The following is a 19,515-nucleotide window of genomic DNA, read 5'->3' on the forward strand; positions in this document are numbered from 1 at the left end:
GTCCACTACCAATGTCTTTCAATAAACCTGTTTCCCTTTTGCTACACTGGGTTCACTTACTAGGAATGGGTTTGATGCTGATTGGAATGATGTTCGGGGCATGGGCCCGCCAAGTGCTGGCTGATAACTGGAGTGGTGCCATTCAGCAAGTAGAAAAACAGACGTTAGTTACTAAGGGACCCTATAAATACATTCGTAATCCGATGTATACCGGTATACTCTCGGCAGCGTTAGGGACTACCCTGTATCAACCTAGCTGGTCAAGCTTGACGGGCTTACTGATCTTGTATACGATCTATGCGGTGAAAATAAGACGGGAAGAGCATTTTTTAGGGCAAGTATTTCCCGGCTACTCTGCCTATAGTCAGCATACTTGGCGTCTAATTCCGTTCATCTACTGAGCTGGGAGTCTGCGAAGCATACAGGGATTAGGGTTGCCACAGCTGAAGTCCCGGTTGGAGAACTCTACCGAGAAGATTTTTTTAAGTGGATTGGCTAACTTTTGTGCAGACCTACTATAACTCTGTAGAGAGCACACCATCTCAATAAAGGCTCCTGCCTGAGACAAGGAGCGATTTGCGTATTCATAATTGGGGCGTTTTGAGAGAAGCAACAAGAAAAATTAGTTAAATCAAGGCCCTCTAATTATTGAAGGACAATCTTGATTAGACTACGACCGGATTGCTCAAGTCTGGTAGCATGTCACCGTCAATGGCAAAGTCGAATCGCAAGAGGCTAACCCCGGCATTATGGGGTCCGAACTAAGAGCGAAGTATGGCCTCTTCCAGCGACTACATGGTAAAAATGAATTTGAGGGAGCGGGTATTGGTCTGGCTATTTGTGAAAAAGTAGCGGCCAATCATGGAGGTGCCATAACGCCCATCAGTGAACCCGGACAAGGCGCTACATTTAGCGTCTACTTACCTGCCTAGTCAGTCGATTGTTAATGAATTGGCATGAGTGACTGTTTATATGCTACTAAACTAGATTATTGCTAAACAAAAGGCAAATTCAAGTGAATTAAACATTTGTTAGGTTGATTTTTTGTTTAACTTTTCGGCTGGATAGATAGCTAAAGGTTAAACAATTAAATCAATGCCAACTCAACAGCCCGAGGATGATGCCTCTTCATTCGATGGCCTTAGCCCTAAACGTATATTACTAGAATGGACAGAAGCAATTACCAATTTATATACAAACTACCAGGAGTTGTCGGGCTATATTGAGCAGGCGATAGGACAGAAGAGTCATCCTGAGGAAGATACGATTACGTATATTGGGCAGTGCCCTTTGAGCCAATTAGTAACCCTCGTGACCACAATGCAGACCGAGCTAGAAAAACTGCTTCAGGAGGTTAGTAAGAAAGATACTTCTGCTAAACTGTCCCCTCAGAAGCATTACAAAAGGCTAATGGAGCATACGCTATTGTTAGACCATTTAAATCAGCAGGCACGGTCCAGGCTTCATTTGCTTTCTCTTTCTACCTCATAACCGATCTGAATAGGCGGTAAGGGAAACAGACTACTATAACGCCTTTAAGCTGCAGAAGCCGTAGCGCAATGAAAAATAGTTGTACGTATATGGATGCCGTTATCGTGTATTTCGGAAAGTCTTTTCGAGTCGTTTAACGGCTATTTGTATTGATTTGTCAGCTTCGTAGATCACACCTACTTGCCTGACATAATTTAACATTAATTGATTGAAAGAATCATTATCGATTGATGAAGTTCCTTTTTTGGGGGAGTCGTTCATTGAGGTTGAAGGTTCGCTAGGATAAGATTCGTAAATGTAGTATAATCTGTTGAAAAATAGAAGATTATAGAGTTACAAATCTATTTATAGGCACATACCGTATCCCAATAGGACCGTAAGCTTAAAACCGTAACCGTATGATAAAGTATAGTTCGACTCAATCGTTCAGGAGTTTAATTTCCGAAGTAGGACTAAACTGTTTAAACTCACTTATTAAGCCCAGCGTAACGATCTGATCGGCCACATAGATGTAATTGCTGGCCCGTTGGAAACGATTGACAATGGCGAAAGCCTGAAGCCGCTGACGATAGGTAAAGGAGCTTTCTCCCCGGAAGTTAAGGCGATGGTAAGCGTGAATATCCATAATAGCTGCTGAAGGAATACGCTAAGTGATGGCGCAAAATCTACGCCATTTTAAGGGGGAGAATTTCATCGCCTTTTCTTAAAATGACGGATTACGCTAAGAACAGCTATGGGGTCGACTTTTTGATTGTGTAAATGATTGATAGATAGGTATATAGTAACAGGGATTTGTTGTATGGTAGAGGATATACATCCAGCCAGCGAATGGCCCGGGCATTTGTGATTGTTATTTAAAGGAAATATGTCAGAATGATCATTTATTTCTGGCAAGAAATATGTGAGCGTAGTTTGTGTGCTTCTAGGACATCGGCCCTTTCTGTAATTTATACTGGATTACGCCGTGTAGGGCAGGTTTCAATTTTTTAGCCAGCTCGTCCATATACCTGAAACTGGCTTTGGATAAGGAAGTCGTTCCGCCATTATAGTGGGCATGTACAAGATTCCCTTTAGTGGATTTACTGTCGTCTGCCTGGGGTAATTCACGGAGGCTTCCCGTTAGTTTAACCACACCTTTCTGGAGCGATAGCTGGCCCGTAAAAATAACTCCCTTATCATCTGCAATCGAATTCCCCTGTGAGCTAATCAAGAGCCCATCACTTGCAACCGAAAATAAGACACCCTGTTCGGTTAGGACTTTGCCGATGGCAAGGTAAGCCTCGGTATCGTTTAGACTAGTGGTAATGAAAATGGTAGTAGGTCTTTCGGCAGGAAGCGATTGACCTTGGGCGCTCGAAATCGTGAAATGAAATAAGACTACCCAGAAACTAGCCAAGTTCAGTAAAGAAAGTTTCATGGCCTATCGGTACGATGAATGGTTAATGTTTTGAAGAGTTTTGAAAAAAAGCGTTGGTGAAACTACTCGGTTAGTATGAGCCTACAGTTTAACCTTCAATTGAAAAAATCGAATGCCGCAATACGCATAGAGTATAATAGCAGCTGTTTCCAGTATCGCTTCGAAGTGATTTTGTGCGTAGACGCCTGCTTGGTAATCCTGAACCCAATCGATCAGTGATGCACAGAAAAAAAGTAAACTAGCTATAATTCCAACTACTATGCCCGCAATAAGTACTGACTGTCTCATGATTCGTTAAAATGAAAAAAGATTCTCTGTTCATGTCGAGTATCCTCTACTAACAATGACAATTTTTTTGCCAAACGAAAGAAGATGTCTGTTCTATAGTTAGTTACTGTACCGAAAAGGGTAAGTGTGTGGATTAATAGGCCTTTTCTGGCGTGGTCAGCTAAATGTATAGTCCATATTTAACTAACAATAGACGCTATTTGACTCGGCTTCTATGAGTAAAATTTTCCACAGAATTGAGGGGCTAATGCACATGCCCACACGTATTGGTTCGTACCAAACGATCCTATAAAGCGGGGGACAGAAGGAAGGTCACAAATCTTTAATGTCTTTATAGGGTTTCCAAGTGCTTTTGGTCAGAACAGCGCTGTTGGGATCTCCTGAACAAACCCGACATAGGTAAACAAGCTCTAAAGACCAACCTCTATCAACATTGCCAAGCGCAAGGCGAATTTGTGTTCTGGGAGTTAGCCAACTTACTGTTCGGAGTTCACCGACCTGGGCCACTTTGCCGCGCCCGTATTTTTCGTTCAATAAAGCTTCAAGTTCAGAAGAGGCCGCTGTTACATCTGCCTGTGTAATAGCCGGGGTGGTATAATAATAGTAGGAGACCGACAGAAGTGAATCGCCGTTGAACTCATACTCAAGCCCAACGTTGCGATTCACTAACGGTACGCGCGCGTAAACGAGTTTATCCTTCCGGGTCGAAGTTGGCTTTATCGATTCGGTTTCTTTTACTTGTTTAGGTGAAAAACCCCAGCGGACCTGACGAACATCGGGCGTTTGTTGGGCCACGAGCTGTCCTGCGATAGATACTAAGAAGAGCACTATATAAATAATCCGTCGGTGAGTAGGTTGCATCGTAAGTATTGATAATCTCGTTCGAATTGATAGGGCTTGATAGAGTGGCATTATGGAATGAGATACTAACCGGTCCACTTTTCTAAACCAGCGGCAATACGTAAGGCTCTCTGGACATCTTCCCAGTAAAAACCACTGTCATAACCCGTTGATAACCGGTCGCAAATTGCCAGAAAGTCGTTGGCTGCATCCATATTTTTCTGTTGGGGCGATAGTTGCTCTTCTTCTGGCGCTGGTTGATCAGATAATCCTTCCATTGAAATCGAATAAACAGTTAATGGATTGAATAAGAGGCCTGTTGGGCAAGCTCAGACAATCAGTCAGGCATCTTTACTATAAACTCCTAAAGGCGGCTAAATGGTTTTATTTTCTTGAGCCCTTCCTATGGCACTCACGGCTTTTGTTACCTAAAAACACTTTTTGGAGTCAAAAGGATACGTTTTCAAACGTTAACCCATAAGACCGCCATTCGTATAAAAAAGCAGCCCCGTCAATCATGATGGGGCTGTATTGTTGTATTGTATCCAGAAAACGCGGATTAAGCTTGTGCAGCAGGCAATGTAGTCTCTCTTTGGTCAACGACCGGAAGGGACCGTTTGCTGAGTCTGTGCTTTAAGGCGCTGAATTTCCTGTTCAAGACTGTTCGCTTTGAAGTAAAAATAAAGCCCTGTTATCAGGAAAATCTTGGAGAGAATAAAGACGGCAATAAAAGCAATTTTCCAATGCTTGTGGACTCGTATGTGTGTATTGTCAACGTCGGCATTGACATAGTACGGCTCGTTAACAGGCGGTTCAGTTGTTTTTTGAGTGAAATCAGTCTGGGTAAATGGCTTCCACTTTTTGATTTCGGTTTCGCTGATACGCAACTCAATTTTTTCTCGAATGGTCGGTGGCGGAGGAACAGCATGGCGCATGAAATAGGCTTCCATCTCAGTTTCAATTTCGTCTAACTGAGTTAAAACCTCTTCATCGGTGGCCAATATCTGTTTGAGTTCTTCTTTTTCCTGTTCAGAAGTTAATCCTAACAGGTATGATTCCAGAACTCCGTTTGTTAAATATTGATAGTTCTTCAAGTCAGTACAGTTAAGATGATCGTTGTTGCTTAAAATAAGCATAAACCATACTCAATACATTCGTTTGAGACAGTTGTAATTTATTCGCAATTTCCTCGGTTGAATATCCTTTGTAGAATGATAAATCAAAAACCAGTTTTTCCAGATCATCGTTCACCATCGTATCCTGAACAAATGGAAATTTATTGCTCCGTGGAGGGCTGGCTTCAAGCGCTTTGATTCTGGCTAAACGAATAATTTCAATGCTTATCCGATGTCCATTTTCTGTATATGATTTTATATGCAGCGATGCGAATAGGTCAATAAGTACCTTCTGAGCAAGTTCGGGTTCTGGAATGATTTTCAAAATTATTCCATAGGCCAGTGAACCATAGCGATCGTATAACGACAGATTGCTAGTACCTCGGGCAGACTCCTGAGTTTCCTGTGAGCTATCTATGTGCTTTAATACACCCATGCGTTGTCATTTAGTAAATAATAGTGCCGAATGATAATTAAATAGTTACCTTAATGAAAATAACTGATTCTGCATTAAGCGCTAGAGCTAGGTGCCTTAGAAGGCTATTAATTAATTATTTTAGTGAAATGTACTCAAATATGAGAAATGTTGTGATGTATTCCTAGAAAAGGTTGACTTAAAGTAAGGGAATATATCATTTGATCAGCAACTCGTTTAGCCAGGCCAGATTAAACTGATAATGCAGACTGCTACTGAGCAAGTGAATCATATTGTCGGGGGTTTGGGTGATGGCCAGATAACCTTTGGGTTCAGCATGGGTACTGTCCATTTCGAAAGCGCCCGTCCAGGCTCCTCCGTTAAGGTATCGCTCTTTGCCATCGGTCAACAGTTTTTTGACCGACCAGGTTTTGCCTTCGTCGAACGAAAGGGCAGCGTACATGCCATAGCCTTTATAAGAGACTCCATTCGCTTTCTTAAAAAGCATCCCTGCTTTCGGACCTTCCCGCTCGTCGGGATGATGGGTGAAGGAAACAACAAGCAGGGGGCCTTCGTTGAGTCGGTAGAGTACTAACCGCTGACCGCTCCATACCGGAGGCAACTCCGACGCTGAATAGGTCCAGGTTTTTCCCATATCGGTCGACACGCTCATAGGCATTCGTAAACCGACACTATCTGGTCCTGGAATATCATCTTTGCGCCCCAGCGCCAGAAGACTCCCGTCTTTCCGTTGAACGACACCCGCGTGGATGCCCGCAATAAGGCCACCGGTTGCTCCTGCTGTATAGATTGGTATTTGGGGGTCGGTATAGGGCATTTCCCAGGTTTTCCCCAAATCTTTACTGAGATGAATTGCGGTTCCGCCGGTTGGGCCCGGATCGGCATCGGCCGCCTGAACAAGCCATCCTTCTTTTGTCTGAAATAGACCTGCAATTACCTGATTCCGTTTCCTATGTTCTGGATTCGCTAGCGAAGGCTTCGACCAGGTTGCGCCGTTGTCTTGACTGGTTCGGAGTACCATGGCCAGATTTTGCCAGTCGCCATCGGTTTCTACGCCGTTCATGTGGTAAAGCGTTCCTTGCTTATCCTGAAAAAGCGACGCTCCCGTCATGTTCCGATCGGGTACTTTAAAGAACTCCGAAGGTTCGTCCCAGGTGGTTGCTCCGGCTCGCAAACGGCTAGCCAGTACCGTCATTTCGCGTCCGGATTCAGCATCTGTCGAAAACCAGATCGCCAGTAAATCGCCGTTGGGGCACCAGGAAATGGCAGGTTGGTGGTTATGACTATAAAACGGTACGTTCAAGGCGCAATCCGGCTTCCTAACGTATTGCTGAGGTTCCTTAAAAACGGGTTGCGTTGTCGAAACCGGATGCCAGCTGAAACGTTTTTGAGATACCCGCTGCATCACGGCAGGGGCAGCCGCTACTGGCTGGGGTTGTGTAGCAGGCATTGGCGCCTGTACGACGCGAAAACCCACCAACCAACTCTTATCTTCGGGGATCATAGCTAGCCGATTGGCCGAACGTAAGAACGTAACCGGCGTTCCATGACTACCACCTCGCGTCACCCGAAACGTACCGGCTGCCCGGCCAACCGGATCGCTTTGCTCGCCACCTGCATAAGGCCCATACCAGTCCAGACACCATTCTTCTACATTGCCATGCATATCGTGAAGCCCCCACGGGTTAGGTGCCGTCTGGCCTACTTTTAAGGAGACAATGACGGGGTCACGGTCGGTTTGCTGACTTTTTTGAAGCGCCTTGGGAAGCGAGTTGCCCGTTGAAAAGTCGCTGATCGTTCCAGCCCGGCAAGCATATTCCCATTCAGCCTCGGTGGGTAGTCGGTAAGGTTTGCCTTCTTTGCGGGACAGCCATTCGCAAAAAGCAACTGCATTGGCATAATCGACAAAAATGACAGCCTCATCATCTTCTTTCGAAAAGCCGTTTTTTCCCCGCAGCGTTTTGTGAGCCGGGTCAAATGCTTCGTACTGTGCATTCGTCACCTCGGTAGCTGCCAGCAGAAATGACTTCGTGATAGTCACTCGATGCACTGGCGATTCGTCGGCATCTTTTCCGTCACGTTCCGAACCCATATAAAACTTGCCCGCCGGTACTGAGACCAGTCGCATGCCAATCGAATTGATCGTTTGAGCCAATGGGGTACTACTTCCAGACAGCCAAAACAGGGCTACCAATATCGTTTTGACGCTTCTCGAAAATGGGCATAAGTATATGAACATTCCGATTCGTTGACAGCTAAAAGTTAATGCAGTGTTTTTAATGGGCATGCGCTTTGGTAGATTTTTCGACTTAGGTAGAAATCTGGAGCCATCTAGGTAAAAATACGGCATCCCATTAACATATCCTTAAGTCCTGATTTTCAGGTAATGAGCAATTATTATCAGGTTTTCCTAGCAAACTTATCGAATCAAGCTAGTAAAGAGTCGATATTTTAAAAAATTTTATTTTATGAGTGCTTATTAAATAAATTTATTAATATTGTATAAAATTTCTTTAACTTCAACTTAATCCGATTATTCTATGGCAAAAGATTTACTAAGGCTTATTATCATGCTGTTGATAGTAAGCACGCCCGCATTGGCACAGTCCATTTCGGGTAGAGTAACGACAGGCGCCGATGGTCAGCCTTTACCGGGTGTCTCCATTGTGGTGAAAGGCAGTACGTCTGGTACCATCACTGACGCTGATGGAAAATACACCATCGCCACCGCGAAAAACAAAACATTAGTTTTCTCATTCATTGGGTACAAAACCAAAGAAGTGGCCATTGAAGGCAAATCTTCAGTCGACGTTACACTGGATGAAGATGCGTCGGTGATCGATGAAGTGGTTGTAACGGCGTTGGGTATCAAGAGGGAAGAGCGTGCGTTGGGTTATGCTACTGCCGTTGTTAAAAATGACGCACTGATCAAAACGGCTTCACCGAACTTTGCTACGGCATTGTACGGAAAAGCGCCCGGCGTAACCATCAATGCTACACCTGGTGGCGCAACCAGTGCGGTGAGTATCAGCATCCGGGGGTTAGCCTCTATCACGGGTAATACGCAGCCGCTGATCGTTATGGATGGTATCCCCATTCGGAATGGTGAAGTACGCAACAACGATTACTGGGGTGATCAACGCATTCGAGGTAATGGTCTGTTGGACTTGAACCCAGCCGATATCGAAAACATCTCGATTTTGAAAGGTGCTTCGGCCGCTGCGCTGTACGGCTCTGAAGCTGTTAATGGTGTGGTATTGGTAACCACCAAAACCGGTAAAGGCAAAAAAGGCCTGGGTGTAGATTTCAGCGCCAGCTACAGTGTTGATAAAATTGCTTACCTACCTCGTTATCAGAACGTAAGAGGTCCTGGTTATTTCAAAAACTATGCAGATGGTGGTCAGGATGCCAATGGCTTCATTTACTACGATACCGATGGTGATGGTAAAGGTGATACGCGTGGTCTGCTTAACGCTACAGTTAACTTCGGACCTAAGTTCGATGGGCAGCCTGTTATGGCGTTTGATGGTGTAATCCGTCCTTATGTGGCATCGGGTAATAGCTATGCCGATTTATTCCAGAGTGCGCACAGTGCCAACATTAACCTGGCGGTTTCGAAATCGACCGAAAATTCTAACCTGCGTTTTTCATACACCCGGCAGGATAACGGAATGATTAGCTACGGTGCGAAAAACGAAAAGAACATCATGAACCTGAACGCCAGCTTTAACGTCAACCCAAAGCTGAAAACGGATCTGATGGTTAACTACGTCAATCAGTACACGCACAATCGTCCGTTTAAAGTGGATCGTATGATCAACAACTTTTCGGGGATGATGAACCGCTTTGAGTCGGCCGACTGGTATTTCAACAAATACCAGACCAGCCTAGGTTACAAATACGTAACAGGTACCAACCAGAGTCTGACCCCTAGCGAAAACATCATTCGGAACGGCTTCAAAACGGATATTGGTGATTACGTGTGGAGCACTCGCGCCAATACCTACGATGAGTATAGCAACCGGATTATTGCCAGCATTACACAAACCTGGAATATTCTGGATAACCTATCGCTACGGGGTCGGGTAGGAACGGACTTCACGTCGGAACGTATAGAAGATAAGCAACGCAGCTCTATTCCGCTGGCATTTGGATACTCGGGTTCGTTTGCGATGAGCAACAACCTCTACAGCAATGTTTATACCGACATTCTGTTGAATTATACCAAAAAACTGAACGAAGACATGACCGTTTCGGCACGGGGTGGCTACACGGCCAACAAAATGCTGAACACGTTGATGACCCGTTCGACTAACGGTGGTTTAAGTACCGAAAATTTCTTTGATCTCTCGGCTTCGGTTAATACACCAACGGGTACGAATAGCCGCGATCGGTATGTTCGGGACGCTTTCCTGGGTACGGTAAACTTTGATTACAAGAACTTATTCTTCATCGAAGGAACCGTTCGGAGAGACCGTACATCGACGCTGGCCAAAGGTAACAACGCCTTCGTTTACCCATCAGTTAACTCAAGCTTAGTATTCAGCGATCTGTTTAGATTACCTACAGCAATTAGCTATGCTAAATTGAGAGCATCGTGGGGTATCGTAGGTAACTACCCAGCTATCTACAGCGCGAACAACGCCTACAATCAGGGAAGCCTGAGCGTACAGCAAAGCGGTGGTAGCTCAGTGTTGTACACCAACATCAGCAGCGACTATGGCAACGATAAAATCCGCCCAGAGCAGAAGCACGAGTTTGAATTCGGTCTGGAAGCGAAACTGTTTCGAAACAGATTAGGTATCGATCTGTCGTACTACAATGCACAAATCGTAGACCAGATTCTTCCGTTAACGATTGCTGCTAGCTCGGGCGCCAAAACGATTCTGGCCAACATTGGTACACTACGGAACCAGGGTATCGAATTAGGCTTGAACGTTTCGCCGATCAGAAGTACATCACCTAACGGATTTAACTGGGATCTGACCTTGAACCTGGCTAAAAACAGCAACAAAGTTGAGAAACTGGCGAACGGTTCGACTGAACTGTTACACGCTGATTACGATGGTAATGCCGCTCAGTTACGCTCAGTAGTTGGTCAGCCAATGGGTGATATTTATGTACACGGAATCCTGAAAAATGCCAGTGGGCAGAGTGTCGTGGGAACAAACGGTATCTACCAATTGGATGCCAACAACTGGATTAAGGCTGGTAACGCCATGCCAAAACTGACGGGTGGTTTGCTGAACAACTTCAGCTACAAAGGCTTTACTCTGGACGTTGTGGTTGACTTCCGCTATGGCGGTTCGATCATGCCGACGGGTATTAACTGGCTGACATCGCGTGGATTGACCGAAGAAAGTCTGACGGCTATGGATGCTGAACACGGTGGCCTTTCGTACTACAAAGACGCATCGGGTAAAGGTATCCAGACAACGGCATCGGCTGGACCAAACGGCGAAGTTGTTTACCACGATGGTATGTTGATGCAAGGTGTTCTACCAACAGGCGAAGCGAATACCAATGTTATCTCGCAGGCTGTTTACTACAACAACACCTATAACTGGGGTGGCCCGCAGTATAGCAGCTCACGGTATGAGTTGTATGTGAAAGAAAACTCGTACATCAAAATGCGGGAGATCTCGTTTGGCTACCGGATTCCTGCCAGCCTGACACGCAAAATTGGTACCCAGAACCTGACCTTGTCGGTATTCGGACGGAACCTGTTCTTCATCTACCGGACCATTAAGGATCTGGATGCTGAGCAAACCAACGTAGGTACGAAATGGTCGGATAACATCAACAACGCTGGTAACAACCCATCTTTCCGGACAATGGGGGTTATGTTACGCGCCAGCTTCTAATCTTAATTCAATCATGAAAATGAAAAAAATATCATCTCTGATTTTAGGAGGGCTTCTGCTGGCGAACGTGTCCTGTAAGGAGTCTGATTTCACAGACGCTTACCCAAACCCGGCCAAGATTGCGCAAACAACCGTTGAAAAGCAGTTTACGGGCGTTCTGTATTCCAATAAAGACTATGTACTTCCAGGCTATCGGTATTATTTCGTTACCCTGCGTACATCCGTAAACCATTACACGCAGGCAACTGGCTGGATTAATTCGTCGGGGCAATACGTTCCGGGTTCGTCGGGGATAGAAGATGTGTGGTACAATTATTACAACATGCTGGCGCAGTATCGCGAACTGCAAAAAGTGTATGCCGCTCTATCGACAGATCTACAGGCCAGCCGAAAAATTTTCATGTTGGCGGCAGCTGTTTACGTATATGACTACACGGCGAAACTGGTCGATTTGCACGGAGCCATTCCGTTCAGTACCGCTGGCTTGCTTAGCACCAACGGTGGCGATTATGTAGCATCTAGCGCGAAGTTTGATACGGCCGAAAGCATCTATACGTTCTTGTTGGATGATTTGAAGCGTATTTCAACCGAGTTGAACGGCATCACGTTGAACGCTGGTTACCAAAAATCGTTTCAGACTCAGGATTTCCTGAACAAAGGCGACATAACTGCCTGGAAACGCTATACGAACTCGCTGCGTCTTCGATTGTTGAACCGGGTGTCGGATGTAGACAGCTTCAAATCTCGCTCAAATACTGAAATGGCTGAGATTCTGGGTAATTCAACCACGTACCCAATCGTTGAAACCAACGCGCAGAATATCCAGATGAACGTGTATGATATCAACACCGATATCAACTCGAAAGGATTCCAGGATGGCTTAGAGTCGGCTGGGTGGTTTGGTAATACAGCAGGTAAAGCCATGATCGACAACATGAATGCGAACAACGATCCACGCTTGCCAATCCTTTTCGAGCCAGGTGCTAGTGCTGGCGGGAAGTACATTGGACTTGATCCAACAGCTACAGAAGGTACGCAAACGGCGCTTTTCAATGCTGGCCAGGTGGCGATCTACAACCGTTATACACTGAGTCGCAATCAATTCTTCCCAGGTATCCTGATCAATGCTCCGCAGATAAACCTGATTAAGGCAGAATATTACCTGCGTACCAGTAATGATGCTGCGGCAAAAACGGCTTACGAAACGGCTATCGCGCAATCGGTACAGTTCTACAACGGAATTTTAGCGGTGAGCAATGCAACTGGTCTTACAAGCAAGCCAACAGCCGCAACCGATGCGTCTATTTCGGCTTATATCGCGGGTAATGGTGTAAGCTGGAGCAGTGCAACCACCAGCGCCGATAAGCTCAAATTGATTGCTACGCAGAAATGGCTGCACTACAACCTGGTAATGCCATACGACAACTGGTCAGACCTTCGTCGCTTGGATTACCCAACCCTGAGCTTCCAGGTCGACAATGCGAACAACCAAACATTGCCCCCTGTTCGATGGACGATTCCGGGTAATGAAATTACCTACAACGCAGCCAATTATGCTGCGATAAAAGCAACAGATAATCTGACAACCAAGATTTTCTGGGATGTAAAATAAGGTTTCAGTAAAGACAGATTAGGTAAATAAAGTAGAATGGGCAAGCTAGTTGGTTTGCCCATTTTTGTTTTGTGCTGATTTACAGGTGTTCTGTGTAGTCACCTATAGTCTATACATATCTTTGGGGTATGTTCAAAACTCCGTTAGGAGTGGCCTGTTAATAGAAAACAGCGTATTGTGCATAGGTTGAAGCGCCGTAGGTGTGCCCTATATGCCAAGAATTAGGTCGCACCTACGGCGCTCAAGGCTCTTATTAAGCGACAATATCTATTGACAGGACGCCCTTACAGGGCTGATTAGAACTATATGTGTGGACATAGATTGAGGATACTGATTGTGTTATGAAAGTGAGATTAGAACAGTAGGGCTATGTCCTATAGTCGCCGGATGCACCCCTATCCTGCTTTAAGGAGAGGGCCAGGGTGAGGTGAAACGCTGCTCTGAGATAAACAGCACTCATTTCCCCTGATTCTCCAACACCAGCAATTGTGGAAAAGATGTGACCCCTTTAAATAACAACTGAGTCATTTCGCCGAGAGAGTGAAAATAAGAACCCAGCACAATGTCGATATCGCCATCTTGGTCGAAGTCGGCAGCTTCCATCGTTAGCCATTTTCCGTTGGCGGCTTCTGGAGTACTGAATGGCTTAAAGTTTAGTTTACCTTCGTTAACCAGGTAAATAAATCCTTGCTCTGGCTGGGCCAGATTGGTGTAAAAGGACGTGGCGGCAATGTCAAGATCGCCATCGTTATCGAAATCACGAGCGAGGGCTTTGCTGGCACCGTACATCGGATAGAACCAGGCTTCTTTAAAATTATCTTTCCTGTCGTTCAGATAGATACGTACGCCGTGATAGTTTTTGTTGATCGCTGAGTAATCCCAGTTGTCGCCGTTCGTCAACAAAATATCCTGAAAACCATCCTTATTGAAATCGACAAGTTCGAAATAGCTGGAGCCAAAGAGCGGGGAGAAACGTAACACTGTTTTCTCTTTAAACTGACCATTCCCCTGGTTATAAAAAATAGAAACTTCTTCCCGTGCCTGTGCCATCAGGACCATAATATCAGGCTTTTTGTCATGGTTGAAGTCACCAACTTCTACCTTCCGAGCGCCTGGGAGCGTTTTCAGAACATGCTCTTTAGTGGGTTCAAAATTGTCATACCAGAAGAGTTTCCCCGCATTATTGCCAAAGCCGCAGATAAGCGCATCGTCTTTCCCATCCCCATTCAGGTCGCCGGATGCAAACTGAACAGGACGCGGTAAACCTTTAATGTTGACAGGCGTAGAACCCGGTTTGGCCGAACGTTCCAGCGTCATAAGCCTTCCCAACTTCTGGTCAGATGGGCTAAAGATTCCAATAGTCAGTACGCGAGGAGCCGCATTTTCAGGAAAGTCGATATCCGTTGGGGGCGTATCGATCCACCAGGTATCCTTCAATAAGCCTTCACCCGGTTGCAACTTTCCATCAAGTACATAAAGCGCATTTTGAGCGTCGCCTACATAAAGCTGGGCCGTGGTTTTATCGTACTTCAACAAGGTTGTCTGTGGAACGGGCTTATCGCTCAGTACAAGTTCTTTGGCGGTAAACAGTGGAAGTTGATTTGTGACAGCTGGATGCGTTTTTTGGGGTAACGGCTCTGCGGGTGCTATACGTTCATAGTAGCGCACAATCATTGACCACTCATCCATCGAGAGAGCAGGCGTTTCCGGGTAAATGGTTAGCTGACTGATGGCTTTTTCTTCCTCTGGCGAAAGCGAACGCAACGAATCCTGACCGGGCAGTTTGAGTCCAAGCCGCATGGCCATATTCGGAAGCACACCCGTTACCCAGGTCTTTTTATCCAATAATTCAGGTTCGGGGAACAAATGGCAACTACTACAATAACGTATGGCCAGTTGTTTGCCAGAAGCAATTGAATCGGTCGACATAGCTCCTTTTTTAGCTCCACCAGTTGTAGAGCGATTCATCTCGATGTCAGAAAACGAGGCCACACCGAGAGAAACAAAAAGTAGCAAACCGATTTTAAAGGCTGACATTGGGCTATTGGTTTACTGTAAATAAAAGTAGCTTCTTCTAGCAATCACCCCCCCCAACCCCTCCCCTGAAAACAGGAGAGGGGCTAAAAGTACTGTCAAGTATACGAAAATAGAGAGTGGTTAAAATGGACGTCTCCCCTCTCCTGGTTTTCAGGAGAGGGGCTAAAAACTTACGTATCCATAAACAAACTTTCGATTACGCACGCGTGCGTGCCCAGCCATTTGGCCGATCCGCCGAGTTGCGTTACCTCTACCATCAGGTTATTACGGAAGCCGCTCAAACAATGTTTATTGATTGCCTGCTTAATAGAGTTGGTTATAAACAAAGAGTCTTCTGCCAGCACGCCATCAACGATAATGATTTCGGGGTTGAATAAGGTAACCGCAATAGCGAGCCCCTTTCCTAGCTGATAACCCGTTTCGTGTAGTTGATCGATCGCGAAGGTGTCGCCTTCATTAGCCGCCTGAATAACCTGGCTGATGGTAATCTGGGTCAGATCGTCCTGATAAGCAGCTAATTTAGTTGCCTGACCCGCTTGTACTTCCTTCTGCACTCGCTTGACCAGCGACGACGCCGAAGTGAGCGTATCCAGACAGCCTATTTTGCCACAGTAGCATAATTCGCCCTGTGGGTCTACCTGAATATGCCCTAACTCGCCTGCGAAACCCGATGCGCCATGAAAAACCTCGCCGTTGCTGATAATACCCAGCCCCACACCCCAGTCAATATTGATCGTTAGGGCATGCTGTTTCCCTTGACTTCGTCCGAAACGGTGTTCGCCAAGTGCAGTGGCTTTGGTATCGTTGATCATAAAAACAGGAAAACCCCATTGTTGCTCCAACCAGTCCGTAAAAGACTGACCAACCAGACCAAGGTCAGGGTAACTCAGGTTAAGGCCCTGTTTCGAATCAATTAATCCCGGCATCGATAAGCCAACGCCAATCACATCCGATTTGGCAATTGTCGATTTTGTCAATGCCTCATTCATGAACGACACCAGAAAATTGGCAAAACTGGCTTTATTTTCCAGCGTGGAGTCACTGCTTTGCTGAAAGATAACCTCTCGCAAAAGATTGACGATCATAAGCTGCGTGCCGTGCGTATTGCTATCAATAATGAGCGCGTAGTGCCCAAGTGGATTCAGGCCGAATAGAACAGGCCGACGGCCATTGTTACCCGAAACCGTTCCAATAGTGTTTACCCAACCCTCTTCAGTAAGTTGCTCAACAATCTGTGTAACAGAAGGAACGCTGGTTTTTAAGACTTCGGCTAGCTTAGCCAGTGTGCAGGCGCCTTCCTGATAAAGGTAGGAAAGCACCTTTTTAACTTGTTGGTTTTTCTTAATAGCAACAATCGACTTTTTAGCAACAAGAGGGTTTTCTGGAGGAGTAGATATGAGCATAAGTAATAACGACTACTCATCAAAAGCAATCGTTTAAGTAGAAGCATTAGATCTGTATAGGTAGAAAGGCATATTTGTTCTATTTCTATTTGTTTGTTAAGAAACTTATAAATAGTCTATAGCTATGCAGCTTTCGTACCATTTTTTGACATAATTAATAAAAAATTTTCTAAATCGGTTCACATTATTAAAAAAAATTAAAATATAAGTATCTTTGTTCCTTACTCTTTTTCCCCAAAGAATAGTGAAGTCGTTTTTATCATTCCTATCTATTTCATTGGCCGTTTCTTTGTTCGGCCTATTGCTACCGCACACAGCAACGGTAGCCGCAACACAACCCCCTAAACGCTACGTACTTATTGGTTACGTGAGCGGAAACGGATGGACAAAAGAGCAGATCGAAGCCCAAAAGCTCACGCACATCAACTACGCATTTGCAGTACCTGCCCAAAATGGAGAGTTAGCGCCGATTTCGGCCAAAGACTCGGCCAATCTGGCGGCCTTAACCTCACTTCGGGCAATTAATAAAGACCTGAAAATTCTTATTTCGGTCGGTGGCTGGGGTGGTTGCAAGTATTTCTCGGATGCTGCACTAACAGCGGCATCGCGTCGGAAATTTGCGAATAGTGCCGTCGCATTTATGAAAAAACACAAACTCGATGGTGTTGATATCGACTGGGAATACCCCGCGCAGATTGGTGCCGGGAACATCTTCCGGCCCGAAGACAAAGAGAACTTTACGTTGTACCTGAAAGCGATCCGTGATCGACTTGATGAGCAGGGTAAACTCGATAAACGCACGGGTGCCAATCATTATCTGCTTACGGCTGCCACTGGGGGCGACACCGCCTTTGTCAGCCACACGAATCTGGGAGAAGCACAGAAATACCTGGATTACGTCAATATCATGACGTATGACCTCTATCATGGCAACGATAAAGTAACGGGGCACCATAGCCCGCTGGCGCAATCGAAAAAAGGCGATCAATCGCGGAATAGCTCGATATCAGCCGTAGAAGGGCATATTAAAGCGGGTGTTCCTGCGCGTAAAATCGTGCTGGGTATTCCGTTTTATGGACGTGGCTGGGCCGATACCCGTCCGGTTGATAATGGCTTGTATCAGCCGTCAACAGGTAAACACTCGTTCATTAGTCACGATGAACTGGTGGACAAATACATCAACAAAAATGGCTTTGTTCGCTATTGGGATGCCGATGCCAAAGCGCCCTATTTGTGGAATGCGACCTCACATACCTTTATCTCGTATGGCGATGCCGAATCCTTTGGCCCGAAGATCGACTATGTGAAAAAGAAGGGCCTGGGTGGGATTATGTTCTGGGAGTACATCTACGACCTGAAACATAAAGCGCTCCTCGACCCCGTGGTCAACGGCCTGAAATAACCCTATACTGATGACTCCTACCCCCATGAAGAATACCTATTTTCGCTCACTCTGTTACGGCTGGACGTTAGCCTCTTTGCTGGTTTCTGGCACCACGTTGGCCCAACAGCATTCCGAGCAAAATCACGCCCATTACGTTCCGCCTAAAGACAGTCTGGTTAGCAAGAAACTAGCGCACTGGCAGGATATCAAGTTCGGCTTGCTCATGCACTGGGGCACCTATAGCAAGTGGGGCATCGTCGAATCCTGGTCGTTGTGCCCCGAGGACGAAGGCTGGTGCGAACGCCGTGGTCCCTACGCAGCCAACTGGTACGAGTACAAAAAGGCCTACGAAAACATCCGTACAACCTTTAACCCAACGGAATTCAACCCCGAACGCTGGGCTACGGCGGCCAAGGATGCAGGCATGAAATACGTGGTGTTCACGACGAAACACCACGACGGATTCTGCATGTTCGACACTAAACAGACGGACTACAAAATCACCGATCCGAAAACGGCTTTCTCCTCAAATCCGCGCAGTAACATTGCCAAAGAGGTGTTTAATGCTTTCCGGGAAAAGGACTTCATGGTTGGCGCTTATTTCTCGAAACCTGACTGGAATACCCCTTCGTACTGGGACCCGTATTTCCCACCTAAGGATCGCAACGTGTCGTATGCGCCTAAAAAGTACCCGCAGAAGTGGCAACAGTTCAAAGACTTCACCTACAACCAGATTCAGGAGCTGATGACGGATTATGGGAAAATCGACATTCTGTGGCTCGATGGTGGTTGGGTTCGTCCAGCATCAACCATCGATTCGACTATTAGCTGGCAGCGCACCATTCCCTACGATCAGGACATCGACATGGCCCGAATCGCGGGAATGGGTCGGAGTAAACAGCCTGGTTTATTGGTCGTAGATCGTACCGTAACGGGTGAGTTTGAGAACTACGTAACCCCCGAGCAATCCATTCCTGATTCGTACATGCCCATTCCCTGGGAATCGTGCATGACAATGGGCGATTCGTGGTCGTACATCCCGAAAGAGAATTTCAAATCGACCCGCAAACTGGTTCACACGCTGGTGGATATTGTGGCTAAAAACGGCAATCTGCTTCTGAACATCGCCCCCAGCCCCGAAGGCGACTGGCATCCCGAAGCGTACCAACGATTGCAGGAAATCGGTGCCTGGCTGCGCGTCAACGGCGAGTCGATTTATGGTACCAAACCCGTAGCGCCTTATCGGCAGAAGCAATGGGCCTACACCGGAAACGGCAAAACCAGGTACCAAACGTACCTGCCAACCGAGAAAGAAACGGTGCCCGCAGCCATCACACTCAACAACGTTACCCAAAGCAAACCAACCGTAAAGCTGCTAGGCTATGCCAAAGCCTTGAAAGCCAGCAAGACGGCAGAAGGATTGGTGGTTGTGCTACCGGAAGCAGCTCAGAAGTTACTGGCTAGCCAGCCAGCCTGGGTTTTTAAGTTGGATGAGAAATAATTGCTCGAATGCACGTATGACCCCGATGGGGTCAAATGTTTATAGCATAACGAGTATTCTATAAATATATGACCCGACCCCATCGGGGTCACACGTTCCCGCTTGATTTTACCAAGCGAGAATCATC

17 protein-coding genes are annotated in these 19,515 nt (G+C 46.1%); 7 read left to right on the forward strand and 10 right to left on the reverse strand.

What is annotated here, in order from left to right; translation table 11 throughout:
• The first annotated feature begins 11 nt into the window (after positions 1-11).
• The 3 genes from ACYVGR_RS24005 to ACYVGR_RS24015 all read left to right on the forward strand — a co-directional run bounded on the left by ACYVGR_RS24005 (position 12) and on the right by ACYVGR_RS24015 (position 1,491).
• Entirely contained in the window at positions 12-401 is a 390-nt protein-coding gene (locus tag ACYVGR_RS24005) for a methyltransferase family protein (protein WP_460961513.1), read from the forward strand.
• A gap of 345 nt (positions 402-746) precedes the next feature.
• The gene (locus ACYVGR_RS24010; RefSeq protein WP_460961730.1) at positions 747-932 is read left to right on the forward strand and encodes an ATP-binding protein; all 186 of its coding nucleotides are present in this window, start codon (positions 747-749) and stop codon (positions 930-932) included.
• A 163-nt stretch (positions 933-1,095) separates the two neighbouring features.
• Positions 1,096-1,491 (forward strand): hypothetical protein, encoded by a 396-nt coding sequence (locus tag ACYVGR_RS24015; RefSeq protein WP_460961515.1) that lies wholly within the window; start codon positions 1,096-1,098, stop codon positions 1,489-1,491.
• Between the two features lie 418 nt (positions 1,492-1,909).
• Here ACYVGR_RS24015 and ACYVGR_RS24020 read toward each other — a convergent pair whose 3' ends face one another.
• From ACYVGR_RS24020 to ACYVGR_RS24055, 8 genes are all read right to left on the reverse strand, one after another.
• Positions 1,910-2,116, reverse strand: a complete 207-nt coding sequence (locus tag ACYVGR_RS24020; protein WP_460961517.1) for a hypothetical protein — start codon at positions 2,114-2,116, stop codon at positions 1,910-1,912.
• A gap of 297 nt (positions 2,117-2,413) precedes the next feature.
• Positions 2,414-2,908: a hypothetical protein gene (locus ACYVGR_RS24025; RefSeq protein ID WP_460961519.1), complete on the reverse strand. Its 495-nt coding sequence runs from the start codon at positions 2,906-2,908 to the stop codon at positions 2,414-2,416.
• Positions 2,909-2,989: 81 nt separating this feature from the next.
• A complete protein-coding gene (locus ACYVGR_RS24030) occupies positions 2,990-3,196 on the reverse strand; it encodes a hypothetical protein (protein ID WP_460961521.1) in 207 nt (68 codons plus the stop codon).
• 312 nt (positions 3,197-3,508) lie between these two features.
• On the reverse strand, positions 3,509-4,057 hold the full coding sequence (locus tag ACYVGR_RS24035) for a hypothetical protein (protein WP_460961523.1): 549 nt from the start codon (positions 4,055-4,057) through the stop codon (positions 3,509-3,511).
• Between the two features lie 65 nt (positions 4,058-4,122).
• The gene (locus ACYVGR_RS24040) at positions 4,123-4,314 is read right to left on the reverse strand and encodes a hypothetical protein (protein WP_460961525.1); all 192 of its coding nucleotides are present in this window, start codon (positions 4,312-4,314) and stop codon (positions 4,123-4,125) included.
• Positions 4,315-4,632: 318 nt separating this feature from the next.
• Entirely contained in the window at positions 4,633-5,130 is a 498-nt protein-coding gene (locus ACYVGR_RS24045; RefSeq protein ID WP_460961527.1) for a hypothetical protein, read from the reverse strand.
• Positions 5,131-5,140: 10 nt separating this feature from the next.
• Complete coding sequence (locus ACYVGR_RS24050) at positions 5,141-5,587, reverse strand: hypothetical protein (protein ID WP_460961529.1); 447 nt, start codon at positions 5,585-5,587, stop codon at positions 5,141-5,143.
• 196 nt (positions 5,588-5,783) lie between these two features.
• Positions 5,784-7,826 (reverse strand): SUMF1/EgtB/PvdO family nonheme iron enzyme, encoded by a 2,043-nt coding sequence (locus ACYVGR_RS24055; protein ID WP_460961531.1) that lies wholly within the window; start codon positions 7,824-7,826, stop codon positions 5,784-5,786.
• Between the two features lie 301 nt (positions 7,827-8,127).
• On the opposite strand from ACYVGR_RS24055, the gene ACYVGR_RS24060 reads away from it, so the two are divergent.
• Both ACYVGR_RS24060 and ACYVGR_RS24065 read left to right on the forward strand, forming a co-directional pair.
• Positions 8,128-11,451 carry a SusC/RagA family TonB-linked outer membrane protein gene (locus tag ACYVGR_RS24060; RefSeq protein ID WP_460961533.1) on the forward strand — a complete coding sequence of 1,108 codons (3,324 nt, stop codon included), beginning with the start codon at positions 8,128-8,130 and terminating at the stop codon, positions 11,449-11,451.
• A gap of 19 nt (positions 11,452-11,470) precedes the next feature.
• Complete coding sequence (locus ACYVGR_RS24065; protein ID WP_460961535.1) at positions 11,471-13,063, forward strand: SusD/RagB family nutrient-binding outer membrane lipoprotein; 1,593 nt, start codon at positions 11,471-11,473, stop codon at positions 13,061-13,063.
• Between the two features lie 456 nt (positions 13,064-13,519).
• On the opposite strand, the gene ACYVGR_RS24070 is transcribed toward ACYVGR_RS24065, so the two are convergent.
• Positions 13,520-15,100, reverse strand: a complete 1,581-nt coding sequence (locus tag ACYVGR_RS24070) for an FG-GAP repeat domain-containing protein (RefSeq protein ID WP_460961537.1) — start codon at positions 15,098-15,100, stop codon at positions 13,520-13,522.
• A gap of 170 nt (positions 15,101-15,270) precedes the next feature.
• A complete protein-coding gene (locus ACYVGR_RS24075) occupies positions 15,271-16,503 on the reverse strand; it encodes an ROK family transcriptional regulator (protein WP_460961539.1) in 1,233 nt (410 codons plus the stop codon).
• A gap of 289 nt (positions 16,504-16,792) precedes the next feature.
• Between ACYVGR_RS24075 and ACYVGR_RS24080 the strand changes: the two genes are divergently transcribed.
• Positions 16,793-17,905 (forward strand): glycoside hydrolase family 18 protein, encoded by a 1,113-nt coding sequence (locus ACYVGR_RS24080; protein ID WP_460961733.1) that lies wholly within the window; start codon positions 16,793-16,795, stop codon positions 17,903-17,905.
• Between the two features lie 10 nt (positions 17,906-17,915).
• Positions 17,916-19,388 (forward strand): alpha-L-fucosidase, encoded by a 1,473-nt coding sequence (locus ACYVGR_RS24085; protein WP_460961541.1) that lies wholly within the window; start codon positions 17,916-17,918, stop codon positions 19,386-19,388.
• Positions 19,389-19,515: the final 127 nt, after the last annotated feature.

The sequence above is a fragment of the Spirosoma litoris genome, from assembly GCF_054776755.1.